We start from the raw sequence: 25,142 nt of genomic DNA, 5'->3' as shown, positions 1-25,142 counted from the left end.
GTCACTGCGGGCTTAGCTACCGGCATCGATGTCCCCCATAATCCCTTCCTGGTAAAACCGATCCAGCGTTTGCAAGGTTGCCTCTAGGGATTGGCCCTGCTGTTTAGCGGCCCGTACAATCTGACGGATCTGGATTTCGACCAGCTTGTTAAAGCTTTCGTTTAGGCCCTGCTGGTGCAGATCAATCAGCCGCACAATTGCCTGCTGAAAGTCCTGGACGGTTAAATTCGCCAGGTTATGCTGAAACACCCCCCACAGCATTTGCTGAAATAGGGCATAGCGGACTTCTTGAGTGTCGTCAAAATTGGCTTCTAACAGCTGCCGGTAAAACGGTTCAGCCTCTTGGGCCGGGGCTACCGTCACCAGAGCACGCAGCCAGGACTGGTCTTCCGACAACAACACCAACAGCCGCAGATTCTCCCCTTCGACCTGCCACGATTCGGGTTCGGCAACTTGTACGGCATCCCCAAACATCGATGTCAGGGTTTCGGTGATTTCTGATGGGGTCATTTCCTGCCGCTCATATAAAGGTTTTTTAGGGTTGTATCACTTTCAGGTTGTATCACACTCTACCAAAGGGAGACTCAATAAAAAAGGACATAGTCTTCTATGTCCCTCACAACAAAATATTTGTGATCTAAAACCTATCAAACACTCTCAACAGGCGAATTCGGTTAAGGTTGTGCTATCAAATCGCCTTACTTGTTGGGTTGGGGAGTCATCCGCAGATAGGGCTTCAGCTCGGTGACGCCTTTGGGGAACTTCTGCTTTGCTTCGTCGGTGGGAATCGTCGGCACAACCACCACATCATCACCATCCTTCCAATCGGCGGGGGTGGCCACACTGTAGTTATCAGTGAGCTGGAGCGAGTCGATCACCCGCAGAATTTCCTCGAAATTGCGACCGGCGCTAGGTGGATAGGTCATCGACAAGCGCAGCTTCTTGCTGGGATCGATGATAAACACCGTGCGGACCGTCACCTTGGCATTGGCGTTGGGGTGAATCATGTCATAGAGGTCAGAAACCTTCTTATCCGGATCGGCCAGGATCGGATAGTTGAGTTTGGTTCCCTGGGTTTCCTCGATGTCGCCGACCCAACCTTGGTGGGAATTAACATCATCCACACTCAGCGCAATTACCTTAACGTTGCGCTTATCAAACTCGGGCTTCAGCTTAGCGACCGTACCGAGTTCAGTGGTGCAAACGGGGGTGTAGTCAGCTGGGTGAGAAAAAAGCACCACCCAACTATCGCCGGCCCAGTCGTAAAAGTTAATTTCACCATCCGTGGAGGCTTGGGTGAAGTTGGGAACCGTGTCCCCAAGTCGGAGTGCAACCATAACTGAAATTCCTGTCTGTTACTTCAACAACAAATCAATACTTACCATGAACTATCATCTCACAAACTCCGGTTTCCCGATGGGGGTTTAGAGCTTTCTTAATGATTTAAGCCTTTCGCTAGGATTTTGCTAGGAGTTGGTTAGCCAAACCTCTGCTTAAAATCCGCAGCCCCCATTCATAAAAACCGAGCGCAACAAATCGCAACAAAAACCATCCGGTTTCAAGCATTCACAAGCATTCAATTGTAGCGGTAATTCAATTCCAAGATTCGGTTTTAAGATGAGGAAGTAACTCCACACCCTGTCGCAGTTGGTTAGCGATGCTTCAACTCTTGCATCCACTGGTTCGCGGTTTGATTCACCTGATTCAACCAATCCTGGTACCCTTATGTTTTGGCCTCGCTTGGCTGCTAGTAGCGCTAGTTTTCTGGAGCCTTTGGAGTGCGATGCGCGATGCTGTCAGCCATGCCAAACAGATGCATGAAATTCCCTGTGCCGACTGTCAGTTTTTTACCAACAGCCATTACTTGAAATGCCCGGTTCATCCCAATACGGCCCTGTCAACCGAGGCGATCAACTGTCCCGATTATCAAGCGGCTAGTTATTCAACCTTGCCAGATGATGAAGTTGCCAGATGATAATCCAGCAGGCAACTAGAACTGAAACTAGCCTACCAGCATTGAAGGAAATGCAACCAGGAAAACTTAGCCAAATACTTCGTCCTGTGGACTGGATTCGTGTGAATTTATACAGTTGTTCAATTTAGTTTAATTGGCAAGATTGATCGGCAATGTTGATTCGGAAGCTATCGGAATGCCCAGAGTTTGTTGCAGGAGATGCAACTCTGCTGCGGGAATTGCTGCATCCAGATAAACAGCCTTTGGCGCTGCGCTACAGTTTGGCCCATGCAATTGTGCCACCTGGAGCTAGTTCCAAACCACACTCTCTCAAGACCTCTGAGGTTTATTACGTCCTCAGCGGCACTGCCGAAATGCATATCAACGACGATGTACAAATGATTGTCCCCGGCGATGCGGTTTACATTCCCCCTGACGCTAAACAATTCGTGCGCAACCTGAGTACAGAACCGTTTGTCTTCCTCTGCATTGTTGACCCGGCTTGGCAACCAGAAGATGAAACTGTGGACTAGCCCTACAAGATCTTTGCCAATCATTTGTCAATCATCAGGTTGGCCGGATCGACGGTAGATGTTTCAGTCATTTGGCAAACCTAACTTGCGAATAGTGAATTTAAGTGAAGTTAAACAACCGTTGTGCAACCACCTCATGCTGCGATTGTCATGCTTGGTCGTTTTGCGATCAATTTTGTTTAATTTTTACTGATAAATTGTGATTTAGTATACAGAATAACCTTGTTAAGAATTGATGAAATTCTAACAATACTTACTTGCATTTTCTGCATCAACAACGGCGTCACAGTCGTAACTCCCTGAACTATGACCGGTGGGTATTGAGGAGTTTGCCATTGCCGCAAGGTTAAGCTCGGCAATCTCCTAAATGGCCTCAAGTGAACAGGGTTTAGTGCGGGGTGCTGGGTTGCTCTTCCTATCCGAACGGTTTAGCTTCTGTGCTTGCTCCTTACAGCGCAGATTTAAACCTCATCACAATTTTGAAGGAAATTCCTGCAATGTCTAAGTTAGTACTCAAAGGCAAGAGAAATAGAGGCAGGCCATCACCTGAGCGCAACTATGGTGCTCCGATCGTTTCTACCCTGCAAAAGAAGCTGAGAAAGATCGGCTATCTTGCTCCTGCTTGGCAAGCCTGCATTCCCCTGGCAATTCTAATCGTGTGTGTTGGTGGGATGGCAGCTTCTGCCCAAACCACACCTCAAACACCTGAAGAACTGGCGGCAGATCTCAAGGTGGGACTTGACACCATGTGGGTGATGATTGCGGCCATGCTGGTCTTCTTTATGAACGCCGGCTTTGGCATGTTAGAAACAGGCTTTTGCCGTCAGAAGAATGCTGTCAATATTCTGGCTAAGAACCTGATCGTCTTTGCCATGTCCACGATTGCCTACTGGATTTTGGGCTTCGGCTTGATGTTTGGTAACGGCAATGACTTTATCGGTACGGAGGGGCTGTTCTTCCTGTCGGGTGCAGATAATAGCCCCGCCACTGGAGATGATTATCAAGGAGCCTACAGTGCCATTAGCTGGGCAGGTGTACCGCTGTTAGCCAAATTCTTCTTCCAGCTCGTGTTTGCCGGAACCGCGGCAACGATCGTGTCTGGAGCAGTGGCAGAGCGGATTAAGTTTATTGACTTCCTGATCTTCAGCTTGCTGCTGGTTGGTATTTCCTATCCAATCACTGGCCACTGGATCTGGGGTGGCGGTTGGCTAGCCGGCTTAGGTTTTTGGGATTTTGCTGGTTCCACCGTGGTACACGCAGTGGGTGGCTGGGCCGCTCTCATGGGTGCGGCTTTCCTTGGTCCCCGTTTGGGCAAATACAACAGCGATGGTACGGTAAATGCAATTCCGGGCCACAATTTGGCAATCGCAACGCTGGGCTGCTTGATCCTGTGGTTAGGCTGGTTTGGGTTCAACCCCGGTTCCACGATGGGTGTGAGCTGGCTGATTGCCCACATTGCTATGACCACAAACACAGCTGCGGCTTTTGGTGGTGCGGCGGCTACGATTACGGCTTGGTTAGTGTTGGGTAAGCCTGACCTATCAATGGTGATTAACGGCATCTTGGCTGGTTTGGTAGCAATTACGGCTGGTTGTGCCTTTGTCCCCGTTTGGGCCTCTGCGGTTATCGGTGCCATTGGTGGCGTGATCGTTGTGTTCGCGGTGCTGTTCTTCGACCGGATCAAAATCGACGACCCGGTGGGTGCCGTCTCAGTTCACTTGGTGAATGGCATCTGGGGCACGCTAGCGGTCGGTTTGTTTGCCGTTGGTCCCGATGTGACGGTGGGTCAGGATGTGCTCTACGGCGAAGGGTTAGGTCCTCTCGCAGGTCTGTTCATGGGTGGCGGCATTACCCAGCTCTGGTATCAGTTCTTGGGCACTATCTCGGTTGGTGGCTTCACGGTTCTGCTGTCCTCAATCTTCTGGATGGCGCTGAAGTCTACCCTGGGTATCCGCGTTACCGAGGAAGAAGAACTAATCGGTTTGGATATTGGTGAACATGGGATGGAAGCTTACAGTGGTTTCCTCAAGGACACCAGTGATGTAGCCAGTCGCTCGGTTAGCACCACGAGTAGTTCGACCGGTATTGCTAGCAGCAACTTCTAGGCCAGCCATCTGGCCAGTCAAGGGCTAAGTAGGTCTTTGAGCCTAACGGCCCTTCGAGTTGCTGAGTTGAGCATCACACCGATTGGTTTGCCTTCTATAAACCTTGTGCTAAAGTCAGTGAACTATCACTGGCTTTTTGTTTTATTGTTTTGTTTGATTGTTCCTTACTACCCATCCGAAAACTCTTTCGGCAGTTTGGAATTCCAAAATTCTGACGAGTTTTCGGACAGGCGCTTAGTTGATCAGCATGTACCCCCATTATGTTTGTTAGACGCATGCGCGAACGTCAGCTCCGATCTGTAGCCCACTTTTTCAAATTTTCGCCGCTGCTGTTGCGGTTAAAATTACTGCCAACCTGGGTACTAGTTTCGTTAGCGACGAATGCTTTTTTGCTGCTGACACTTCTGATGTCAATGTGGCGACAGGCTGACCAGCCGCAAGCTTCAGAATCAGAGCAAGTCCCCTACACCGCTGCCGGTGAGCTAGCGACTTCTGCTCCCCCTCCCTTTGGCACCGCTACCTCGACCCAGTCCGGCGAACGTCATCAGCTTACTTATGAACAATGGCTGGACCAACTGCGGCAGGAAGCGAATGCCATCGTGGAGCAGCAGCCAGAGCGGTTAACTGTCCTGGTAGGAGATTCGATCAGCCTCTGGTTTCCGAACGAGCTGCTGCCTCCAGAGCGCTTTTGGCTAAATCAGGGCATTTCTGGCGAAACCTCTCATGGCCTACTGAAGCGACTGGATTTGTTCGAGAAAACCAAGCCAGAAACTATCTTTGTCATGATTGGCATCAACGATCTGCTGCGTGGCACGAGCGATCAGGAGATCCTCGACAACCAGCGCCAAATTATTCGTGACCTCGATGCAGCCCATCCCCAAGCTCAGATTGTGGTCCAGTCGATTCTGCCCCACGCCAAGCAAGCCACCTGGGAAGGACGCGAGCGGCTGCTCGAAGTGTCCAATCAGCGAATTCAGGACCTCAACAAACAGCTCGAAACCCTGGCCCGACAAGAAGGTGTTTACTTTCTCGATCTGTATCCTCTATTCGCCAATCCCGACGGCGATCTGCGACCCGAACTTAGTACCGACGGACTTCACCTCAGCACTCAGGGCTACCAAACCTGGAGCATTGCTCTACAGGTCTATAGTCGGGAAGTTTTGAACGTGGATTGACGGCTGTAAAATTGCTTGTCCGTGTAAGCATCTTACTTGGGTGCCAGCATGTTTGAGGATGATTGGACTTAAGGATGATTAGACTTGGGGATGACTCAGCCTGGTGGTGATCGGTGATCAGACGGTGATCAGGCAATGATGTAGATGCAGCTATGCCATCCTGGTTGCTAGCCTGGCTCATAGTACACTCCTGCGGGAGCCAAACAAAGAGCCAGAACCGCCATGCCCCAACTGCTGACCAACTACCACATCAAGCTTTTAGCCGCTCTGCTGATGCTCATCGATCATGTGGGCGCGATTCTCTTGCCCGAGCTGACACTGCTCCGGGTGATTGGCCGCTTGAGCTTTCCCTTGTTTGCCTGGTTGTTGGTTCAGGGAGAAGCCCATACTCGCAGCGTACACAAATACGCCCTACGATTGCTGGGCCTTGGTCTGATCTCGCAGCCCATTTACATGGCCGCTTTTCAGGTCTCTCGACCGAATATTTTGTTCACCCTGCTGTTAGGTTTGATTTGCCTGCGGCTGGTGCGAGCGTTTCCTCGCTGGCAGCTGACAGTTTGGGTTGGGGGTGGCCTGATCGCTACGGCTGCTCATCTGGAATACGGCAGTTATGGCATTGCGGTGATTGCATTGATCCGGTATTTCAAGCCGCACTGGCTCTGGTTGGCTGCTTGGATTGGGCTGCATTTGCTGATTAGCGTTGTTTCCCCCGATAGTAGTTCCCAGATCTGGGCTGTTTCAACAGCGCTATTGATGGGCATGACTAATCAGCAACGAGGCGCAAAGGCTCGCTGGTTTTACTGGTTTTACCCACTTCATCTCCTGATTCTGGTACTAATTCGATCGGCGGTTCAGCAGGGAGTCTTGGAGCTGAATTTCTGAGTAGTGAGAGGTATTGGAAATCAGGAGCCAGTAGCAGGCTTGGCGAGAGAACCAACGCTAAGCAGCTCATCAATTCCCTCAACCACCTGCCCAAAAGCTAAGCAATCTCCTGACTCCTGGCTCCCGACTCCCGACTGCTTCGCCTGATTGATTAACCAATCAAATCCAACAGACGAAATCGAGAAATAGCAGCAATTTCCGCTAGAGCTTGTTGCAGTTCCACAGATTGGGCATTGAGCAACCGCTGCTCGAAGGCCGCCAAAATGCTCTCCCGCGTGTGGTTTTTCACGGCAATGATGAAGGGAAACCCAAATTTTTCTCGATAGGAGTGGTTGAGCTGCTGAAACCGCTCGTATTCGTCAGGCGATAATCGGTCCAATCCCACACCGGCCTGCTCCTTGACCGATGCTTCTGCCATCTTGACGCGACTGCCCAGATCGGGATGGGCACAAATCAGAGCGAGTTGGTCTGCGGTGCTCAACTTCTGCACCACAGCTACCATTTTCTGATGCAGATCATTCACATCAGCGAACGGACGCTGCTCCCAAGCCTGGGCTGCAATCGATGGAGTATTTTCAAACACGCTGCCTAACGCTGCCACAAATGCATCCTGATTAGACTGATTGAGTTCGGTAATTGAATAGAACATAAATTGATTAACGAAACGAATACTTTAGGGGAGTAGTTGAATGTATACCAAAATAAGCTAGGACAGTGATTCTCTTAATGAGAACTGACCATCGAGTTTATTGAGGAGTCTTGCAATTCATTTCGCCATTCATCCAAATGTACTTTATTTGCCATATAAATGTATTAAAACTACAATTTATTGAATTAGAGGACCGTATGAAAAGTTACTTTAAGCAACATGAACAAAGTGATACTTCCCGGCGGTCTAGTTTTTGGCAGGCTCTCCGAGCTGTATGGCAACGGTTTGTTGACTTTATGTACGACAAGAGTGACTCTTTGCTTCCACCTGAACCTGGTCAAACGCGCAAGTATCGAGAGCGGCAGCAGGGGCTAATCGATCCAGCCGCGTTTCTTCCTTCAATTGAGGCGGAACGTCAGTGGCTAGAAGAAATCTACCGAAATAGCTGAAAGCATTCTGCGGGGCCATTTCCTCAAATGAAAAGCTCACTGCTTTTCATAGGCCAATTCGCCCATGATATACGTCGCCTGTACAGCCCGATCGTCTCCCATAATGACCAGGCTAAAGATCCGATCTGCTAACTCTACTAGTGAGGTGGGCAATGCTTCTGAATTGCGAAAGGCCAGTAAGGGGGTCGCTCGCGGATTCAGGACAATAAAATCGGCTTCTTTCCCCGGTTCAAAATTGCCAATTTTATCCTCTAAATTCAATGCTCTAGCACCTCCCAATGTTGCCAGAAACAGTGCCTGAAACGGTGAGAGCCGCTGATGCCGGAGTTGGGCCACTTTATAAGCTTCGTTGGCGGTTTGCAAGATCGAGAAACTGGTGCCTGCCCCCACATCGGTTCCCAATCCCAGTTTCACAGGAAATTCAGTCGATTTGGCCTTTTCCAACCGAAACAAGCCGCTGCCCAAGAACAAGTTAGACGTGGGGCAAAACGCAATTGCCGCCTCTGCTGCTGAAAGCCGCTGAAATTCCTCATCTGTGAGCTGCACCCCATGGGCAAACACCGAACGGTTCTTCACCAGTCCAGCCCGATCGTAGGCGTCCAAATAGCCCTGACATTGCGGAAACAACTCCTTGACCCAAGCAACCTCATTCACGTTTTCTGATAGGTGGGTATGCAGGTAAACGTCAGGATACTCTTCCAGTAGCCGTCCGGCCAGACGCAACTGCTCGTCGGTTGAAGTGGGAGCAAAGCGGGGTGTCACCGCATAGAGCAATCGCCCGCGCCCATGCCATGTTTCGATTAGCTGTTTACTGGCCTGGTAGGCCGACTGGGCAGTATCTTTGAGGAAATCGGGTGCGTTCCGATCCATCATCACTTTGCCAGCAATCATGCGTAAATTCCGCCGTTCAGCTTCCTCAAAAAATGCGTCCACCGACTCCGGAAACACCGTAGCAAACACAAGCGCCGTTGTGGTGCCGTTTCTGAGCAATTCATCTAAAAAAATTGCCGCAACCTGCTGGGCATAATCTTTGCTTTGAAATTTTCGCTCAGTGGGGAACGTGTATTTACTCAGCCACTCCAAAAGCTGCTCGCCATAGGCAGCAATCATTTCCGTCTGAGGAAAATGGATGTGAGTATCGATTAGCCCCGGTGTTAGCACCATGCCAGGATAGGCCACGATTGCCACGTCCGCATAGACGTCCTTCAAGTCCTCATAATGACCCAATGCCTCAATTCTGCCGTCCTTCAGGACCAGCAAACCGTCGGGAATATAGCGAACGCTTTCAGCTTCGCTGACATAAAACGGGTCATCGACGAAATCTAGCAAAGCCCCCCGAAATGCTTTCCGTGGATTAACGGGTGCTGCAATCGAGAGTGGTTGAATTGAATCAGTAGTCATCAAATTATCCCGCCTTTAGCCACAGGCATGACCTCCTAAGTTGAAACTGCCTCCAACAACGCCCAGCGAAATCCAGCCTGGATAGGGCGCTGTAATGTAGGTCCAGTAACGCTCTACATTGCCAGAGTGGGAGCGAACATAGTCGTTCGTAAATTGAAACTGATGAACGCCTTTGGGAATGGTATGGAGCGCATTGTTGGCTGTAATCGTGGGTTCACTGCGAACAACCAATCCCTCAGTTGGCAGCACCTCACAAACTGCGGTTACGATTGTGCCGCCTGCAATCATCGGTGTTCCTGGTGAAGCACTCGATACTGAACCAGCAGCCGTAACGCCAGTTCCTGCGGGTGTAGACTGAACCGCCTGCGAGGATGGAAGGCCCGTGCAGGCTGATGCGGGTGACAAATATTTCGCCTCCACCCAACCCATCACAGGAGCCGTGATCCGTGCCCAACCCGTACCAGTGCCAACCAGTTCTAGCCGCACTGTTTGACCGCGATTCAGAATACCGCGTGATTCACTGTCAAAGCTAGGTTGCACATATACGCCGGTAGTGGTGTTAGCCTGACGGCACCCCGTTTCGGTGGTTGGAACGGCTTGAGCTAGCAACTCGCGCCCAGAGGATTGACCAGATAATTGACCAAATGACAGACCGGATGGTTGACCAGATAATTGGCTAGATGATTGACCCTCGGCAAGATTGGGTTCATTGGCCCAGGCTCCAGCCGCAGCGATTGTGAGTAAACCTGTCGCAACATGCACGAAGACAGCACTTCTGAACCCTTGTGTATTCATGCCATTCAGTCTCACCAGATTGTAAGTTTTTGATGCGCCATAATAACACAGCTTGGCATATTGAAATCAGTTATTTACAAAGGTTATCGCGGCTCTCAGCGCTGGGTTAAGAAATCCGAGGCAGTCAGATTGCCGTTGGCTGATTTGGAACGCTCTAGGGTAGCAAACCAACCGCCACTGCCAAAGTCGGCTTCAGTGCCATTTGGGTTATAGTATAAGCGCCCGGTTGAACGCACGTAGGTGACGAGCGCGGCATTGGTTTTGGCTTGCGCCAGCGTTTGCACCGATGCAAAACTAACCTTGCCAGACAGGGCTGTAAAGGTACCGCGATCCAGCACGATTTTGTCACGTCCCTTCTCAAAGTCAGTCAGACGGTCCTGTCCATCGGTGGGGCTAAACGGCGCTTGGTGATCAAAAATGAACCGATCGCGTCCTGCTCCACTCGTTAACCGATCGCGTCCGATGCCGCCGGTCAATTGATCGTTCCCGGCTCCTCCCTCCAGCCGATCGGGGCCTGCTCCTCCCGTCAGTACATCATTGCCGCCCAGTCCGATCAGCCGATCGGCACCATCATTGCCACTGAGCAAATTGCGTTTGTCGCTGCCAGTGATGTCGTCCTTGACCTGCGTGCCCTCCACATCGTTAAAGCCATCCACTGAAACTCGCACTACCGGGTTGCCTTTCACAACCAGCGTGCCTCGGTCCAGATTCACCGTCATACCGGCTGCCGTCTCTTGAGAGCCATCTACTAAGGCAAGCGTTTTGGTTGACCGCAGCACTACCGCAGTCGTTTTGTTCAAGATCACCGAGGCATTGGTACTGTTGAGGCTGGCAGAGACCAAATCCAGTTTATTGTCCTGGTTAAAGTCAGCAATAGACAGATCTGTAGCAGCACTGCCGACAAATGTATCAGGAGCGCGGGTAAATCCACCTTCACCATCACCCAAAAACACGACCATCGTGGCCGAAAGGTTCAACAGCCCTGCTAAATCGAGCTGGCCATCTTGATTGAAATCCGCCGCTATAAGCGAATTGACTCCCCCGCCTGCTGGCAGAGTAATGCCTCTAGGAAAATCGCCCTTGCCATCGCCAAACAAAATTGAGATATCCCGCCCATCGGCTGCCAAGTTGCCCGTAACCAGGTCAAGCCGCTTGTCGCCATCAAAATCGCCTGTCCCAATGGCAACCGGACTGGTGCTCCCCACAATAAACGACTTGGGATCGCTGAACTCGCCGTTACCCCGTCCCAAAAACAGCGACACTCCATTCGATGCCGCATCCGCGCTGATCAGGTCCAACTTGCCATCCCGATCGAAATCACCAGTTGCCACAGCAAACGGTTGAGTTCCCTTGGTGCGGAAATTGGTGGCACTGCGAAACCCTGTTTCACTACCCAGCAGAACAGACAGCGTGTTGGATCCAGAATTAGCCGTCACTAAGTCCAGTCGCCCATCTTGGTTCACGTCTGCGGTTACGACCTGATTGGGCTGCTTGCCTACCTGAAAGGGTTGGGCGGTCTGAAAGCTGCCGTTACCATTGCCCAGCAATAGCGAAACCGTATCCGAGCCGAAGTTAGCCGTGACAATATCTGAGTTGCCGTCGCCGTTAAAATCACCCGTCACAACAGAAAACGAACTCAGCCCGTTGGCTGATAGCAGCAGGGGAGAACCAAAGCTGCCGTTGCCGCTGCCCAAAAGCACAGCCAAATTGTTGCTAATGGCAGGGCTAGCCAGCGCCACCACTAGATCGGGAACCCCATCGCGGTTAAAATCTGCCGTTGCGGTCGCCGCTGAGTTGCCGCCAACGGGCAAATTGGCCGCTTCAACTCTGAAGGCTGCCGGATTCAAACCCGATTGCTTCGATTGACGAGACGAGGCGCGATCACGTGCAAAGACCATAGCAGGAAAAAGATTAGGAGAATGGGTTGGCATAGCCACTACTGACAGCATCAACCAAGCAATTTTAGCGGCTTTGCCTCTACCTGTAGCGTGACCGCTATAGTCTAATTCAACTTTTTCCTGCCTTGACCAAGCTTAAGCAAATCTAATCGCTCAACATTAAACAGTCTCACCAAACAGCGGTTCCATTGAATCCAGCGTCAGCAGTCTGGCAATCTCGTCGGTTTGGAAACCCAGCGCCATCGGTCGCTGTACCTTTGGCAAAATTTGCACATCATAGAGTTCCGTCACAACCCCTTCTAGACGCAACCAGTGCACCACCGTTCCCGATTGGATATCGATTACCATCACGCCACAGAAAGGATCGGCCTGCTTGGCCGTCAGCATTTCATCGAGGGCTAATCCGGCAAAGGTCTTATCGTCACCACGCGGCTTCGAGAGGCCAACAATCGCGTACTGCTGCCAAAAGGCCAACCCCCGCAAATAGCCTGGGCAAAAAGTCACGGGTTCAAACCGTCCACTGGCCCGATCCAGATAGCCAAACTCGCCCTGGCCGGAATTTAACAGCCAGAGCTGATCTCGATAGCAGCGAGGGGAATGGGGCATTGACAGGCCCTCAGCCATAATTTCCTCGGAGCGCAGATCGATCACACAGCCGCCCTCTCGTCGCCGATTGCGCCAGCCGTCAATCACATCCGAGCGACTGCATGCCGTCACATATCTAGGCTGACCGGCCTCTAATGCCAATCCATTCAGATGACAGCGATCTTCATTGACGAGTTTGGAAATAAACGGTGGCTTCCACAGGGGGATGCAGCTATGACGCGGACTTACCGTTGCCAAACAGTTCAACAAACTGCTGACAAACACCAGCCGCCCCTGCTGGTCAATCACCAGATCATGGATATCCAGATCGCCCGTGGTATAGCCTACCCGTGGAACATAGAGCTTGTCGTAGCCGTTGTAGTCCTGACCAGGCTGCAACACATTATCAAGCTGCCAGATCTGATACTTTGAGCTGAGGTAGAGCCGTTCGGTTGTAGTAAACAGCCCCATCGCCCGCTCAAAGATCCGTTCAAATCCAGAAATTTTTCCCGTTGGGCTAGCGCCAAGCAAGAGGAGCCGCGAACTTTGATAGGTGGTGATTGCCAAACTGATCTGCTCGGCCAGCAGCCAATCCAGAAATTGCCGTGAGGCATAGACCCCCAACGGCAGAGCAGTTCCTCCAGACGCTGCATCAGCTTTGGTTTGACTCACAGCCTACTCCAAGTTCGCTTAGCCAAAATAATCCGGCGCGTTGCCTGGTTTCCATTTAATATTGCAGCCAATGCTGGGCTTTTGGTCGGCACTAATTGGTTGCCCCACCAGTAACGCATCGATGGCCGCTCGCAAGTTTTGTCCCGTGACTGGCTTGTCGTTACCCGGACGGCTCTCATCTAACTGGCCCCGATAGGCAAGTTTGCGGTCTGCATCGAAGAGGAAAAAGTCTGGTGTGCAGGCAGCGGTATAGGTTTTGGCCACTGTTTGGCTTTCGTCATAGCAGAGCGGGAACGTGAAGCCCAGTTCCCTAGCCATTTCCTGCAATTTGTTGGGGGCATCCTCTGGATAATTTTCCACATCATTCGCGCTGATGGCCACAATGCCCAGACTCTTGCTCTGATAGTCCTTGCCAATGGCAGCTAGTTCATCCTGGACATGCTTCACAAACGGGCAGTGGCGGCAGATAAACATCACCAGCAGCGCTGTCTTGTCGGCAAAGCTCGCCAGGGAAATGGTTTCTCCAGTGACCACATCTGGTAACTGAAACTCTGGAGCCGGTGTCCCTAGAGCCAGCATGGTTGAAGCAACTCGTGCCATCGTGATTCTCCTTATCTTGAAAAATAGCTTGAGAAAATTTGAGGATGTTTATCGAGGGAATCTGTCAAACCGTTGTCTGTCAAACCGTTGTCTGTCAAACCGTTGTCTGTCAAACCGTTGTCTGTTGCAAGCAGTTCGTCAACCAGACGGACGCTGCTCTATCTCCATCCTAAAGTAGCCGGAACCACTACCGTGCCACAGCCTGTCTAAAACCAATGCCGAGGCAGTTTGCAAAAATCTGGTTGAGAATCCGAAAAACCAACTTTGCTTCCTGTTGCTAATCTGGACTGCCTCAAAGCTTGGTTGCCTCAAAGCTTGGCTACTATCTTTGTCACTCCAGCTTGTCGATAATACGGCGACTTGGGGCATTCTTGAACTGAGTGGTCAGCATCGGTAGGTCACCTAAACTGATCCAGTTCAAGCCAAGTTAAACCAAGTCAAGGCTAATTTAGGGAGGCTGCTTTCTGAAATCTCCTTTAGACAATACCGAAAGTCACCGAATGACTCGTTAGAATAATTTCACGGGTGCAACATGACATCATCAACTTAATTGCTTCCTCAACTGCTTCTGCAATACCGACGAAGGCACTTCAGATTGTGGGCGGGATTCAGCTATCATGTAAGGTCACCCTACCTGGTTGCTATGAATTCGATTCAGGTGTTTCAGACCTATCAAACTTCAGACCGAATCTCAAGCCGTAACTTCTCCATCGCCTTCACTAGATTTGGAGCCAGTCTTCTGGTTCCCGTAGGTTGAGTTTGGCTTTTGTTTGGCCGACCAACTCAATCCGAGGACAAAGCACCAACATCACCAATGCAACCAATTCCCCTAACTGACCTGCACCGTTCAGCTTCAACCCGGAATCCTATCAGCCTCAGCACCTGGGTTGTTTTGATCTGGTTGATACAGCAGGCAATAGGGGCAATGCTGCCTAGCAGTGGAGCTAGTTCTTGGCTGGATTGGGTGTGCTGTCAAATTTCGTTTTACTCTCTAGGTTCTACGGGTCATCTAAGCTGGAGAATCCATTTATGATGACAGAACCTAACATTGGGCGTCTCCTACAAAATCGTTATCGCTTGATTCGCCTCCTGGGACAAGGGGCAATGGGTCAGGTTTATGCTGCTGAAGATACTGCTTTGGGAGGCATTCCAGTTGCGGTCAAGTTTTTGTCCCAAACCCTGCTGAATCGGAAAATGCGCGAGCGGTTTGAACGAGAAGCCAAAACTTGCGCCCAGCTTGGTCAACGCAGTATCCACATTGTTCGCGTCACCGATTACGGCGTGGATGAGGATGGGGTTCCTTTTTATGTGATGGAGTATCTCAAGGGTGAGAGCCTGAGTGAAGTAATCAGCCGCCACACGATTTCCTTGCCGCGGTTTCTCAACTTAACCCGCCAGATTTGCCTGGGGCTATACTGTGCGCACCAAGGCATTCAGATCGACGATAAGATTTGTCCAATTGTCCACCGAGACATTAAACCCAGCAATATCCTGGTCAGCCAAAACGACAGCCTTGGCGAGCTCGTCAAAATCCTCGACTTCGGTATTGCTAAAGTTTTAGAGCCAGAGGGCAATCAAACCCAGTGCTTTATGGGTACGCTGGCCTACTCGTCTCCAGAGCAAATGGAAGGCCGGGAGCTAGATGCCCGCTCCGATATCTACAGCCTCGGCGTCATGATGTTTCAGATGCTGACAGGCAAAATGCCGCTCAACGCCGATACCCACTCCTTTGGCAGTTGGTACAAAGCGCATCATTTTCAAATCCCCCGCTCGTTTGAATCCATCGATGCGAACCTCAAGGTGCCCAAGGCGCTAGAGCTGCTGATCATGGCTTGCCTCGCTAAACAGGCCAGTGATCGTCCCCAGAGTGTTGGGGACGTAATTGCAGCTTTAGAGCCTCTGGAAGAACGATTTGGGGCCGGTCGGCAGATTGCCCATCGAATTGGCGCGTCCCTGTCTCGGCTGCCAGTGATTGCAGAACCCAGAACCTCCAGTATCGTAATTGGGGATGAAATCTGCCGTTCAGCTGCCTGGCCCAGCAACATGCCGCTAGCTGAAATTGTGTTTCCTCGCACGATGCCCACGAACGACGGAGTACTGCCAACGCTGTGGGTAATGATGACCAAACAGGAAATCCAGCGGCGCTTGGTCTGCACCCGCTACAATCAGTTTCTGTTCTTGGAAGCACCCCACCCGATGGCCCTCTGGCTGACGGTGCTCTACAGCCGGGGCCAAGATCCCCGCTGGTTGCCCTGCTACCTTGACCTCAAAACCCCCCAAGGGCGGCAAATGGCAACTTCGCTGGGCAAAGTCGGCCAGTACAATATCTTGTTCTTTGCTCAGGAAGAACCGCATCGCTGTGCCCACATTCAAACAGCCACGGTTGCAGCTACCCAATGTCGTCTTCTGCATGACTGGGCGATGATTGGTCAGATGTCTAAAAGTGCTCCTAACTCAGCAGTTAGCAAAGAGCATCTGCGTAATGCGCTGGAAAATATTAAACCGCAGATTCTCCTGAAGCTGGATGCCATCTACGCCAGTGACGGCAATTCTCTCAACTAGCAATCTCAGCTTTCTAGCTAACTGAGCCAACTAAACCTACTGAACCGGCGGGAAAAATAGGATGGGATGCCAACTGCGGCGGATTAATTCCCCCGTAAAGCTTGGCCCCGACCACTCCGCAAACTTGCCCATTGTGGCAGAAGCCGTTGCAATGGCCGTAATGTCATACTCTAAAGCGGCCTTGAGGGTTTCTGGAATCGGTTCACCAAGGACAATTTTGGTATTCACCTGCAATCCTGTACTCTCAAGATCTGTCTTTGCAGTTGCCAACCTAGCTGCTGCTTCCTTGATTCGATTTTCTAGCAGCAGCTTTTCAATGCGGTCGCTGTCTTCAATCACGTGGAATAGTAGACATTCTTGCAGAGACGACGGAGGGCGGCGCTCGGCGTATTTTTTGACTTGAGCCAGTAAATACTCGGCTGCTTTACCGCCGTCATAGGGCATCAAAAAGTAGCGCAACAGATGCCGACAGCGGAGGTCAAGCTCTTCTACCGTATAGACGGAAATCAATTGGGGTCTCAGGATCAAAATTGGGCTGAGGCTGCTTTGGCACAGGGCAACGGCAGTGCTGCCAAATAATTTCTCAGTCAGCAGGCTGCGGCTTTCAGACCCCAGAACAATTAAATCAATTTGGTTTGCCTTCGCAACCGCAGCAATACGCTCATCCGTTCGTCCGGCCTGCACCTCGACCTCGACTTCTACGCCAGATGGCAAATCAGCTTTTGCAACCGATAATTGTTCTTTGACCTGTTGCACCTTTGCTTCATCAACTCTGGGAATTCCTCTGCCATCGACGGGTAACACATGCAGAAACGTGATGTGTTGAATCCCACCCGCTGCTAGGCTCGGCACAAAGTGGACCAAGCGTTGCAACCCATCCGACAGGCTAGTACAGATCAAAAGGCGCTGAAACATAGATCCAATAGACGTTTGGAGTCGAGTTCATTTCCTCCTAACCCTACCACTCTCAGCCATTCTCTGCCAGGGTTAGCCATAAATTCCGTTAAATGGTCCAAATTTCTGTTTTCTCCCGGCTCCTGGTCTGGAGGCCATCATCAAGGCTGTAATCAGCTTGAGAAGCCGTTTTGAGAAATTATTTCCGGGCTATTGTTTCCCCGCTCAATTGTCTCCGGGCAAACTGCCGCAACTTTGTGGTTGCTAGCTGGATTGCTTATTGGATCGCTTATTAGATTGTTAACCAGATTATTAATCAATCAGATTATTAATTGTGAGAGCGCATTACTGAAAAACCTAGTTATCATCGCGCCATCTGAATACTTGCCAGAAGGCCCAGATTTTTCAGAACCAGCCATCGTAAAACTGGTGAATACTTAGAGCAATTGCTTTCCAGTCTTCGTAGGCGTCAGAACGCTTACCAAAGAACACTTACCAAAATGTAGTTTATCCAGAATGCAGCTGTTCCGTGCAGAGTTGACGCCCCAGCATCCCCAGCCCTTTTCCTTGCCTAGAACAGGGCAAGAGAGGGAGGTCGCCCACTTCAGCAGCAGCTTACTCAAACTGAGGGCGAGGCTCCAGTCCCCACTCGTGCTTGAGGAAATGCTTGTACATGGTCTCGCGCAGCATCATTTGCTCATACAACTTCACCAGGAAGTCTTGAGCCTGTTCGAGATTCATCTTCTCTACCTGGGTTTCAAACGAACGTAGGCTGAATTGCTGCTCTAGCGAGAGTTCAATTGGTCGGTCCATAACATTACTCCTGTTCGGTAACAATGGAAAACGATGGAATCAAACAGTAACCAAAACTAAGCGAGCTTAAGTTGATCACACGAGTGGGAGATGATTGGCCTCTAGCGTTCCCGCTAGGCGATTAAGTTCTCCCTCGTATTACAAAAGATAACAATCGTTTGACAAAGTGACCACCCCCCTCATGGGTACTCATTTCGGTTGAGGTAGTTCTAGCAACTTACAGAACAGCAGAATGTTCATCTGGAACTTTATCCGATTTAGTGATCGTGAATCTTCTGTAGAGCAGTTGTAAATGAAGAGCTGAACTCCTATCTGCAGCTGAGTTGCAGCCGTTGCCCAGGCTCGGCCCAGCAACTTTCTAATCAGCCATACTGAGATAAGAACAGATAAAATTGATACTTTTCGTTGACAAAAAAAGGAGTGGAAAAGTATCTCTTTTAACAGAAAAAGAAAATCCTGCTGTCCAGTACAACTGTCTACAGCAGGAAATTTCTAACTGATTAAAAGTTCTGATTGATTGAATGAGAAATTTCGAATCTATTGTTGAACCATTTTGAATTGAATTCACGCTAGCTTGAGCAACGTGAAGCACAAACAAATTCTGATTAAGAAGGATTATCGTTGTTCCTGCCAAGCTCAATCTCAGCAAGATGCGATCACAACAGTTTCGATTTCCATATTTGATAAATCTGCAACCGATTTTTGCTGCTTGAGCATTTTTAAGTGCTGCAGTAGAGCTTCAGTCTCTGCTTGCAGATGGAGTAATTCAACTTGGTGATTGGCCTGATAGGGCAACTGACGAGATTGAGCAGCCGCAGATCCCTTTGTTTGAGAGTGAGTATTCCTATCAACGACAGTAGATACAGTGATTTCAGACAGAACTGCTTGCTTAGACATCAAAACTTGCGTAGTCATTTTTACTTATTCACACCACACAGGTATTCTACAGTAAGACACAATAAATCGCAGTTTTGATTCTATTGAATTCGGCAATGCTAACCTCAGAAGATGTGGCGGTTTCCCAACTGGCTTGCCCCAAAATCCTCTAGTTAGGCATAGTAGCCCGACTATCTTTAAGCCGGTGGCGTAACGTTTCAACCGTTGCCAGCAGGTCGGTTTGGGTAAGAGCCTCTTGGTCACCGCTGCCTAGCCACTTTAACTGTACAGTGCCATTAGCAGCCTCATCGTCTCCTAGGATTAGGCAAGCTACTGCCCCACTGCGGTCTGCTCGCTTAAATTGTTTACCAAAGGCACTGGCACTCAAATCTAGCTCCACGGCAAATCCGGCTCGTCGTAAGGTCTGAGCTAACTGGAGTGCCTGCGCTTCGGCCTGTTCACCCCGGGAAACCACATAAAAATCAAGCTCTATGACTGGAGTGCTGGTCAACTGTTGCAGCAACAGCAGCAATCGTTCCAATCCCATTGCCCAACCCACGGCTGGGGTTTCTGGCCCGCCTAGTTCGCTGACCAACCCGTCGTAGCGTCCACCGCCGCCCACGGCATTCTGTGCCCCCAGCCCGGTTTCGGCCACAATCTCGAACGCCGTGTGGGTGTAGTAGTCTAAGCCACGTACTAAGCAGGGGTTGAGAGTGTAGGCGATGTTGAGGTCGGTCAATTGCTGCTGCACCTGGTCAAACCGTCGCCGCGACTCTGGAGCTAAATAATCCCAAATTTTAGGAGCGTCCTGGATAATTTTTTTCGTCTCGGCATTTTTGCTGTCGAGAATCCGCATTGGATTGCGGTTGAGGCGATTTTGCGAATCAGGATCGAGCGCATGCTTGTAAGGCGTGAGATATTCTACCAGCGCCTGGCGATACTGCTGTCGGTCGGCGGGATCACCCACGGAATTCAAATCCAGCCGCAGATCCTTCAGACCCAACCCAGCAAGCAGATCCATCGCTAGGGCGATCACTTCTACATCGGCACGGGGATCAGCACTGCCCAACACCTCACAGCCCAACTGATGAAACTGCCGCTGTCGTCCAGCCTGCACGTTTTCGTAGCGAAACATCGGCCCCAAGTACCACAACCGCTGCAACCCTTTTACATGGAGACCGTTTTCGATATAGGCCCGCACGACGCCCGCTGTGCCTTCAGGTCGCAAAGTTACGGACCGCTCACCCTTGTCGATAAAGGTGTACATCTCTTTGCCCACCACATCGGTGGCTTCGCCAATTCCCCTGGCAAACAGCTCGGTCTGTTCAAAAATCGGCGTGCGAATTTCTCGATAGGCGGCCCGATTCAGCAGGTCACGCGCCACCTGCTCGATCCGCTGCCAGTAGCCAACTTCCTCTGGCAAAATGTCGCGGGTTCCTTTAATTGCTTCAATCGCACTCATGGAGAATTAAAACTATCGCTATTTCAATTGTGATTGCAGAAATATGATTGCAGAAATACTGAACATTCTGCAGTGCAGCCATTGGCGATTCTAGATGGCCTAACTAGTGAACTCAGCTAGGGCAACACCAGCCACTCGCCGTAGCGATCGCCATAGTAAGCCAAAATCTGCTGGACTCGCTGCCGAGCTGCTGGAGTAGCTTCAGAGCCATAGCACAGCCTCAGACCACCCACTTGACTCTGGCAATAATCAAAGGTTTGGGACGACTGGGGCAACAGCTCAACCGCGACCCCACTCACTTGCCGCAAATGGGCCGCGACTTCTCGATAGACTGCCAAAGGCAAGGTCGGGCAGTAAAGCTGCTGAAATTCGGCTGACTTAGGAGAGGCAATCTGTTTATCCATAGCTTACTAGGATATCAGGGGTGAGGGTGCCCAGCGCAGCAAGCCAACCAAAGTCTGGTTGTTAAACCCGGTAGGCAGTTCACCTTTGCATCTTGCTGGTCAATTTGCCAATTGATGGGGTTCATACGACGCCGAGATGTTTGTTGTTGTGCAGACGCCAGGAAAGGTCGCGGTCCCTAAATTTCGCTTGACAGACCGCTAATGAGCCAACTGATTAAATTAATTAGCCAATTAATTTAATTAGCCAATTAATCAGCTAACACCGGCTATTCCAACAGCGAATCGTTTTCTTCTGGCAACGGCACCGGATCTAGAGCATCTTTAGAGATGGGTAACGTACAGCAGTTCACCTCGTCAATACACACTTTGCCCCACTGCAACGCCCATCGCACTAGCGCCACCCGATTGCCCGTCGCCGTTTTGGTCAAGATATTGCTGATATGGTTATCAACGGTCCGCTTGCTGATTTCCAACTTCTCGGCAATTTCCTGGTTGGTTAAGCCAGCAGCCACCAGTTCCACGATTTGCAATTCTCTCTCCGAGAGAGAGCCAGAGGTCTGAGACTCACCACCAGTCATATATACTTTCCCGTCGGACTACCAAACTGTGTATATGTACTTACTCTACTCATAATTCTAGTCAGTTTAGCAAGATGTCACTAGAGGCCGAAGCAAAAACTTGAGGCAATGAGGGGGTTGAGTTACAAAGGGCCATTCATTTCTACAACGGCTATCAGACTGCTATATGCTAGGTTGCCAGCCTGGTGCATAATCTCAAAGGCACTCCAATGGCTGGTTCGAAGTCAGCGATCAGAGGCTGTTAATCAGAACAGAAGCTGTTGATCAAAAAAAGTGAGCGAGATATGAAGTACATCGTGGGGATGGTTGGAGTCAGCGCCGGTATGGTGATGAACATGGGAATTGCTGCCGTCGCCTGGGCCGAACAGCCGCTGTCAGTGGTGTATCCACCCGATGGGCATGAAACCACCGCTGCCCAAATTTTTCTGATTGGCACGGCTCCGCCTGCAGGAGAAGTCACTGTCAACGGCCAGCCAATTGAGCGCAGCGCGGCTGGACATTTTGCGCCTAGCTTCCCGCTTCAGCTTGGCGAGAATGCTTTCACCTTGCGCTATCAAGATCAGGAACTCGTTCTGCGAGTAACTCGCACCGATCCCAACCCAACGCTGCCCCCGGGAACTGGTTTTGCCGAAGGGTCGCTTGCCCCAGCAGTCGATCTAGCCCGTTTACCGAATGAGCCGATTTGTTTCAGCGCCATTGCTCCGGCTCAGGCCACGGTCAGCGTCAGTTTGAGTGACCAATCCATCGCCCTACTGCCCCAACCCAGTTCAGTCAATTTACCGCCCAATTCTGCGGTTTTAACCTTTAGCAATCAGCCTGCCCCATCGCCCACGACCACTTACCAAGGCTGCATAGCTGTTGCAAGTCCTGGCGATTTGGGGGTACCAGAATTTCAGCTCACCCTCAACGGCTCCACAATCCGTCAATCTGGCCCCAGCCGCGTTAGTGTGCTTGCGCCGGCCCCAGCTGAGGTGGTCGAAGTCACTGCCGATTCCGGCACTGCCCGCAGTGGACCCAGCACCGACTACTCGCGCCTCACTCCTCTACCAAAGGGCACCCAAGCCAGCGTTACCGGACGAGAAGGAGAATGGCTGCGACTCGACTATGGCGGCTGGATCAGAGCCAGTGAGACCCAAGCCATCCCCAATGCAGCCTTGCCCCGCACCCTGATCCGCAGCATTCGCGCTCGGACCATGGGAGAGTGGACCGAAATCGCCTTTCCGCTACAAGCTCCGGTTCCCGTGACCGTGCAACAGGGCAACCGCAGTTTTGTCCTCACCCTGCACAATACTACGGCCCAAACGGACACCATTTTTCTGAACGATGATCCGGTAATTGAACGGCTCGATTGGCAGCAGGCGGCTCCCAGTCAGGTGCAGTACACCTTCAACCTCAAATCCGCCCAGCAGTGGGGCTACAAACTGCGCTACGAGGGAACGACCTTGATCCTGTCGCTGAGGCATCCGCCACAGGTAAAGTCAGATAGCCTAGCAGGCATTCGGATTTTGCTAGATCCAGGGCATGGTGGCCCAGAAGATTTGGGCGCACGCGGACCTACCGGCTATCCAGAAAAGGAAGTGGCGCTGATTGTCTCCCAATTGCTGCGCGACCGCCTGGAGGCCAGAGGAGCCACGGTGATCATGACTCGCGAAGGCGATATTGACCTCTATCCGCAAGACCGAGCTGCCCTGATCAATCAAGCCGAACCGACGCTGGCCCTCAGCCTCCACTACAATGCCCTTCCCGACGATGGTGATGCAGTCAACACGGCTGGTATTGGGACCTTCTGGTACAATGCCCAGTCTCACAGTCTGGCTGTTTTCCTACACAATTATTTAGTAGCCAGTCTCGATCGCCCGTCCTATGGTGTGTTTTGGAATAACCTTGCCCTCACCCGCCCTACAGTAGCCCCGGCGGTGCTGCTGGAGCTGGGCTTCATGATCAATCCCGATGAATTCGAGTGGATCATCAATTCTGCAGAGCAAGAACGCCTTGCTGATGCTCTGGCTGATGGCATCGCCGCATGGCTTCAGCAGCAGTGAAATAGCGTTTAGGAGCCTGGAGAAGCTGTAACGGTTATGGCAAACGCAATGCTGACGCCAGACGTGAATCTGGTAGAGGTGAATCTGGTAGAGGACGATCAGGCTTGATTGCAGAGTGCTCGAACAATTTCTTGACACCATCATCAAGGGTTGTTTGAGCATCGCTTCAAAGACGAATTGGTAAACGGATTTGAAATCGGGTATTGCCGGGTTCTGAAGAAACGCGCAAATCGCCTTGGTGCTGTTCCACAATGACTCGATAAGCAATATGCAAGCCTAATCCTGTGCCCCGACCTACGCCCTTGGTTGTGAAGAAAGGCGCAAAAATCTGCGACCGTATTTCGGCGGGTATCCCTGGACCGTTATCAATAATTTCGACTAGAATCGTTTCGTTTTCTCGCCGGGTATGGATTTGAATCGTTGGTGTGGCTTGTTTATTGAAATCTGCCAGCGCATCAATGGCATTATCAATCAGATTAGTCCACACCTGATTCAGTTCGCTTCCATAGGCTGTAATTCGAGGCAACTGTCGGTCATACTGCCGTGTCACTTCAATGCCTTGCTTGAGTTTGTGTCTTAACATGATCAGGGTGCTTTCTAGCCCTTCATGGATATCAATGTCCTGAAGTGGAGCTTGATCCATGTAGGAGTAGTCTTTGACTGCTTTGACCATTTGACCAATCCGCTCAGTGGCGTGGTCTAGCTCATCGAACAGCCTCAGCTCGGTTAGGCTGGCCTCTAGCCAGATCAGCACCGCTTGTAGTGCCGATGCAGGCAGTTGGGACGCGATCTGGGTTAGAGATTCAACATCCAGTCCGGCACTAACCAGGGTAGGAGCCAAGCGCCAGCAGTCGGAAACACCTTGAGCGTGCAACCAATCCATCATTTCATCTTCGCGGTCGCTCTGGGTGAGGGGATCGAGAACCACCGCATGGGTAGCCTGCTGCATTAGGGTCTGGTGCAGTTCAGCCAGCCAAGCCTGCTGAGCGCATGATAGATGATGGTGTAGTTCCAAGGTGGCGGCTTTGAGGGTTTGGGAGGTTTCACGCAGTTGCTGGGTGGAACGCTGGGCCGCTGAGGCAGGATTGTTTAATTCGTGGGCTAGACCGGCAGCTAGAGTGCCTAAGGCCACCATCTTTTGCCGATGTTGAGACAGAGATTGCACTGCCTGCATGCGTTTTGCCATCGTGCTGAGAATGGTGGTAGTTACACAGGGGCAAGAAGCCAGCAATTCCCAAAAAGCCGTTACGCCCAGTTCAAAAATGTGACAGTAGCTAATGGCGCGTCCAGCGGCCCAAAAATGGGTTTCGCCCGTCAGCACCGGCAGTTCACCGAATAGGGTATCAGCACCGTAGGTGGTCAGCAGCACATCCTGGTTGCCTTCGCGCTTGGTGATACCAACCTCGCCTTCTAGTAGCACAAACACATGATCGGCTGGATCACCCTGGGCACGGTGCAACTGTCCTGGCTCTAACCAGACTTCGTTGCCCTGTTGCAGCAACCAATTTAGCCGCTCTTCCGGTAATTTGGCAAAGATCGGAACTTGACGCAGTCGTTCAACGGTTAAGTCGCGAGGAAGAGGTTGTGTATCAATCTTGATTCCAGCTTCCGCATCATTGTTCGTACTACTATATATACTAGTGTATGTCCCAGATAATTCTACTTTTGCCCTAGCTTCGTTTGACTGAGTTGGTTCTATGGCCATATCTTACCTCGTTCTCATAGTATCTAATTTCGATAGGCAAAGCGCTATAGATGACTGCTTGAAACTACATACTGAAAAACTGCTGCAATTGAAAAACCAACATTCAGG

23 protein-coding genes are annotated in these 25,142 nt (G+C 51.0%); 8 read left to right on the top strand and 15 right to left on the bottom strand.

Features of this window, described 5'->3' with window-relative positions; translation table 11 throughout:
• Positions 1–12 precede the first annotated feature (12 nt).
• Together HJG54_RS26010 and HJG54_RS26005 are read right to left on the bottom strand one after the other, a co-directional pair.
• On the bottom strand, positions 13–510 hold the full coding sequence (locus HJG54_RS26010) for a type III secretion system chaperone (RefSeq protein ID WP_316432131.1): 498 nt from the start codon (positions 508–510) through the stop codon (positions 13–15).
• A 188-nt stretch (positions 511–698) separates the two neighbouring features.
• On the bottom strand, positions 699–1,337 hold the full coding sequence (locus tag HJG54_RS26005) for a peroxiredoxin (RefSeq protein WP_035999321.1): 639 nt from the start codon (positions 1,335–1,337) through the stop codon (positions 699–701).
• A gap of 320 nt (positions 1,338–1,657) precedes the next feature.
• On the opposite strand from HJG54_RS26005, the gene HJG54_RS26000 reads away from it, so the two are divergent.
• From HJG54_RS26000 to HJG54_RS25980, 5 genes are all read left to right on the top strand, one after another.
• The gene (locus HJG54_RS26000) at positions 1,658–1,975 is read left to right on the top strand and encodes a hypothetical protein (RefSeq protein WP_316432130.1); all 318 of its coding nucleotides are present in this window, start codon (positions 1,658–1,660) and stop codon (positions 1,973–1,975) included.
• Between the two features lie 152 nt (positions 1,976–2,127).
• Positions 2,128–2,487 (top strand): cupin domain-containing protein, encoded by a 360-nt coding sequence (locus HJG54_RS25995; RefSeq protein WP_316432129.1) that lies wholly within the window; start codon positions 2,128–2,130, stop codon positions 2,485–2,487.
• Between the two features lie 497 nt (positions 2,488–2,984).
• Positions 2,985–4,592, top strand: a complete 1,608-nt coding sequence (locus HJG54_RS25990) for an ammonium transporter (RefSeq protein WP_316432128.1) — start codon at positions 2,985–2,987, stop codon at positions 4,590–4,592.
• A 260-nt stretch (positions 4,593–4,852) separates the two neighbouring features.
• Entirely contained in the window at positions 4,853–5,767 is a 915-nt protein-coding gene (locus HJG54_RS25985) for an SGNH/GDSL hydrolase family protein (protein ID WP_316432127.1), read from the top strand.
• 222 nt (positions 5,768–5,989) lie between these two features.
• Positions 5,990–6,649 (top strand): TraX family protein, encoded by a 660-nt coding sequence (locus HJG54_RS25980; protein WP_316432126.1) that lies wholly within the window; start codon positions 5,990–5,992, stop codon positions 6,647–6,649.
• A 151-nt stretch (positions 6,650–6,800) separates the two neighbouring features.
• Here HJG54_RS25980 and uraD read toward each other — a convergent pair whose 3' ends face one another.
• Positions 6,801–7,298: a 2-oxo-4-hydroxy-4-carboxy-5-ureidoimidazoline decarboxylase gene (gene uraD / locus HJG54_RS25975; protein WP_316432125.1), complete on the bottom strand. Its 498-nt coding sequence runs from the start codon at positions 7,296–7,298 to the stop codon at positions 6,801–6,803.
• 197 nt (positions 7,299–7,495) lie between these two features.
• On the opposite strand from uraD, the gene HJG54_RS25970 reads away from it, so the two are divergent.
• Positions 7,496–7,747, top strand: a complete 252-nt coding sequence (locus tag HJG54_RS25970) for a hypothetical protein (protein ID WP_316432124.1) — start codon at positions 7,496–7,498, stop codon at positions 7,745–7,747.
• A 36-nt stretch (positions 7,748–7,783) separates the two neighbouring features.
• Here the strand turns inward: HJG54_RS25970 and guaD are convergent, their stop codons facing one another.
• From guaD to HJG54_RS25945, 5 genes are all read right to left on the bottom strand, one after another.
• On the bottom strand, positions 7,784–9,148 hold the full coding sequence (guaD, locus tag HJG54_RS25965) for a guanine deaminase (protein ID WP_316432123.1): 1,365 nt from the start codon (positions 9,146–9,148) through the stop codon (positions 7,784–7,786).
• 15 nt (positions 9,149–9,163) lie between these two features.
• Positions 9,164–9,943 (bottom strand): hypothetical protein, encoded by a 780-nt coding sequence (locus tag HJG54_RS25960; protein WP_316432122.1) that lies wholly within the window; start codon positions 9,941–9,943, stop codon positions 9,164–9,166.
• Positions 9,944–10,038: 95 nt separating this feature from the next.
• Positions 10,039–11,841: an FG-GAP-like repeat-containing protein gene (locus HJG54_RS25955; RefSeq protein WP_316432120.1), complete on the bottom strand. Its 1,803-nt coding sequence runs from the start codon at positions 11,839–11,841 to the stop codon at positions 10,039–10,041.
• 159 nt (positions 11,842–12,000) lie between these two features.
• Positions 12,001–13,098 carry a TIGR03032 family protein gene (locus HJG54_RS25950; protein ID WP_316432119.1) on the bottom strand — a complete coding sequence of 366 codons (1,098 nt, stop codon included), beginning with the start codon at positions 13,096–13,098 and terminating at the stop codon, positions 12,001–12,003.
• 18 nt (positions 13,099–13,116) lie between these two features.
• The gene (locus HJG54_RS25945) at positions 13,117–13,698 is read right to left on the bottom strand and encodes a thioredoxin family protein (RefSeq protein ID WP_316432117.1); all 582 of its coding nucleotides are present in this window, start codon (positions 13,696–13,698) and stop codon (positions 13,117–13,119) included.
• 1,029 nt (positions 13,699–14,727) lie between these two features.
• Here HJG54_RS25945 and HJG54_RS25940 point away from each other — a divergent pair.
• Positions 14,728–16,260 (top strand): serine/threonine-protein kinase, encoded by a 1,533-nt coding sequence (locus HJG54_RS25940; RefSeq protein WP_316432116.1) that lies wholly within the window; start codon positions 14,728–14,730, stop codon positions 16,258–16,260.
• Between the two features lie 36 nt (positions 16,261–16,296).
• On the opposite strand, the gene HJG54_RS25935 is transcribed toward HJG54_RS25940, so the two are convergent.
• From HJG54_RS25935 to HJG54_RS25910, 6 genes are all read right to left on the bottom strand, one after another.
• Positions 16,297–17,175, bottom strand: a complete 879-nt coding sequence (locus HJG54_RS25935; protein WP_316432115.1) for a universal stress protein — start codon at positions 17,173–17,175, stop codon at positions 16,297–16,299.
• Between the two features lie 594 nt (positions 17,176–17,769).
• A complete protein-coding gene (locus HJG54_RS25930; RefSeq protein ID WP_035999342.1) occupies positions 17,770–17,967 on the bottom strand; it encodes an NblA/ycf18 family protein in 198 nt (65 codons plus the stop codon).
• Positions 17,968–18,609: 642 nt separating this feature from the next.
• Positions 18,610–18,882, bottom strand: a complete 273-nt coding sequence (locus HJG54_RS25925; RefSeq protein ID WP_316432114.1) for a hypothetical protein — start codon at positions 18,880–18,882, stop codon at positions 18,610–18,612.
• Between the two features lie 130 nt (positions 18,883–19,012).
• Positions 19,013–20,305, bottom strand: coding sequence for a histidine--tRNA ligase (gene hisS, locus HJG54_RS25920; protein ID WP_316432113.1), 1,293 nt, complete (start codon positions 20,303–20,305; stop codon positions 19,013–19,015).
• 116 nt (positions 20,306–20,421) lie between these two features.
• Positions 20,422–20,709 (bottom strand): hypothetical protein, encoded by a 288-nt coding sequence (locus HJG54_RS25915; RefSeq protein WP_316432112.1) that lies wholly within the window; start codon positions 20,707–20,709, stop codon positions 20,422–20,424.
• 266 nt (positions 20,710–20,975) lie between these two features.
• Positions 20,976–21,287: a helix-turn-helix domain-containing protein gene (locus tag HJG54_RS25910; protein WP_316432111.1), complete on the bottom strand. Its 312-nt coding sequence runs from the start codon at positions 21,285–21,287 to the stop codon at positions 20,976–20,978.
• 284 nt (positions 21,288–21,571) lie between these two features.
• On the opposite strand from HJG54_RS25910, the gene HJG54_RS25905 reads away from it, so the two are divergent.
• The gene (locus HJG54_RS25905; RefSeq protein WP_316432110.1) at positions 21,572–23,329 is read left to right on the top strand and encodes an N-acetylmuramoyl-L-alanine amidase; all 1,758 of its coding nucleotides are present in this window, start codon (positions 21,572–21,574) and stop codon (positions 23,327–23,329) included.
• A gap of 166 nt (positions 23,330–23,495) precedes the next feature.
• On the opposite strand, the gene HJG54_RS25900 is transcribed toward HJG54_RS25905, so the two are convergent.
• Positions 23,496–25,034, bottom strand: a complete 1,539-nt coding sequence (locus tag HJG54_RS25900) for an ATP-binding protein (RefSeq protein ID WP_316432109.1) — start codon at positions 25,032–25,034, stop codon at positions 23,496–23,498.
• Between the last annotated feature and the right edge of the window lie 108 nt (positions 25,035–25,142).

Source organism: Leptolyngbya sp. NK1-12 (assembly GCF_032598965.1).
Classification (GTDB): domain Bacteria; phylum Cyanobacteriota; class Cyanobacteriia; order Elainellales; family Elainellaceae; genus Elainella.
The sequence above is the reverse complement of the archived record's forward strand: the minus strand, read 5'-3'. Positions and strand labels throughout refer to the sequence as shown.

What these genes read in the sequence shown, in the direction of transcription:
- HJG54_RS26010 (WP_316432131.1), bottom strand. Translation starts at nt 510, where the DNA reads ATGACCCCATCAGAAATCACCGAAACCCTGACATCGATGTTTGGGGAT.
- HJG54_RS26005 (WP_035999321.1), bottom strand. Translation starts at nt 1,337, where the DNA reads ATGGTTGCACTCCGACTTGGGGACACGGTTCCCAACTTCACCCAAGCC.
- HJG54_RS26000 (WP_316432130.1), top strand. Translation starts at nt 1,658, where the DNA reads ATGCTTCAACTCTTGCATCCACTGGTTCGCGGTTTGATTCACCTGATT.
- HJG54_RS25995 (WP_316432129.1), top strand. Translation starts at nt 2,128, where the DNA reads ATGTTGATTCGGAAGCTATCGGAATGCCCAGAGTTTGTTGCAGGAGAT.
- HJG54_RS25990 (WP_316432128.1), top strand. Translation starts at nt 2,985, where the DNA reads ATGTCTAAGTTAGTACTCAAAGGCAAGAGAAATAGAGGCAGGCCATCA.
- HJG54_RS25985 (WP_316432127.1), top strand. Translation starts at nt 4,853, where the DNA reads ATGTTTGTTAGACGCATGCGCGAACGTCAGCTCCGATCTGTAGCCCAC.
- HJG54_RS25980 (WP_316432126.1), top strand. Translation starts at nt 5,990, where the DNA reads ATGCCCCAACTGCTGACCAACTACCACATCAAGCTTTTAGCCGCTCTG.
- uraD (WP_316432125.1), bottom strand. Translation starts at nt 7,298, where the DNA reads ATGTTCTATTCAATTACCGAACTCAATCAGTCTAATCAGGATGCATTT.
- HJG54_RS25970 (WP_316432124.1), top strand. Translation starts at nt 7,496, where the DNA reads ATGAAAAGTTACTTTAAGCAACATGAACAAAGTGATACTTCCCGGCGG.
- guaD (WP_316432123.1), bottom strand. Translation starts at nt 9,148, where the DNA reads ATGACTACTGATTCAATTCAACCACTCTCGATTGCAGCACCCGTTAAT.
- HJG54_RS25960 (WP_316432122.1), bottom strand. Translation starts at nt 9,943, where the DNA reads ATGAATACACAAGGGTTCAGAAGTGCTGTCTTCGTGCATGTTGCGACA.
- HJG54_RS25955 (WP_316432120.1), bottom strand. Translation starts at nt 11,841, where the DNA reads ATGGTCTTTGCACGTGATCGCGCCTCGTCTCGTCAATCGAAGCAATCG.
- HJG54_RS25945 (WP_316432117.1), bottom strand. Translation starts at nt 13,698, where the DNA reads ATGGCACGAGTTGCTTCAACCATGCTGGCTCTAGGGACACCGGCTCCA.
- HJG54_RS25940 (WP_316432116.1), top strand. Translation starts at nt 14,728, where the DNA reads ATGATGACAGAACCTAACATTGGGCGTCTCCTACAAAATCGTTATCGC.
- HJG54_RS25935 (WP_316432115.1), bottom strand. Translation starts at nt 17,175, where the DNA reads ATGTTTCAGCGCCTTTTGATCTGTACTAGCCTGTCGGATGGGTTGCAA.
- HJG54_RS25930 (WP_035999342.1), bottom strand. Translation starts at nt 17,967, where the DNA reads ATGGACCGACCAATTGAACTCTCGCTAGAGCAGCAATTCAGCCTACGT.
- HJG54_RS25925 (WP_316432114.1), bottom strand. Translation starts at nt 18,882, where the DNA reads ATGACTACGCAAGTTTTGATGTCTAAGCAAGCAGTTCTGTCTGAAATC.
- hisS (WP_316432113.1), bottom strand. Translation starts at nt 20,305, where the DNA reads ATGAGTGCGATTGAAGCAATTAAAGGAACCCGCGACATTTTGCCAGAG.
- HJG54_RS25915 (WP_316432112.1), bottom strand. Translation starts at nt 20,709, where the DNA reads ATGGATAAACAGATTGCCTCTCCTAAGTCAGCCGAATTTCAGCAGCTT.
- HJG54_RS25910 (WP_316432111.1), bottom strand. Translation starts at nt 21,287, where the DNA reads ATGACTGGTGGTGAGTCTCAGACCTCTGGCTCTCTCTCGGAGAGAGAA.
- HJG54_RS25905 (WP_316432110.1), top strand. Translation starts at nt 21,572, where the DNA reads ATGAAGTACATCGTGGGGATGGTTGGAGTCAGCGCCGGTATGGTGATG.
- HJG54_RS25900 (WP_316432109.1), bottom strand. Translation starts at nt 25,034, where the DNA reads ATGGCCATAGAACCAACTCAGTCAAACGAAGCTAGGGCAAAAGTAGAA.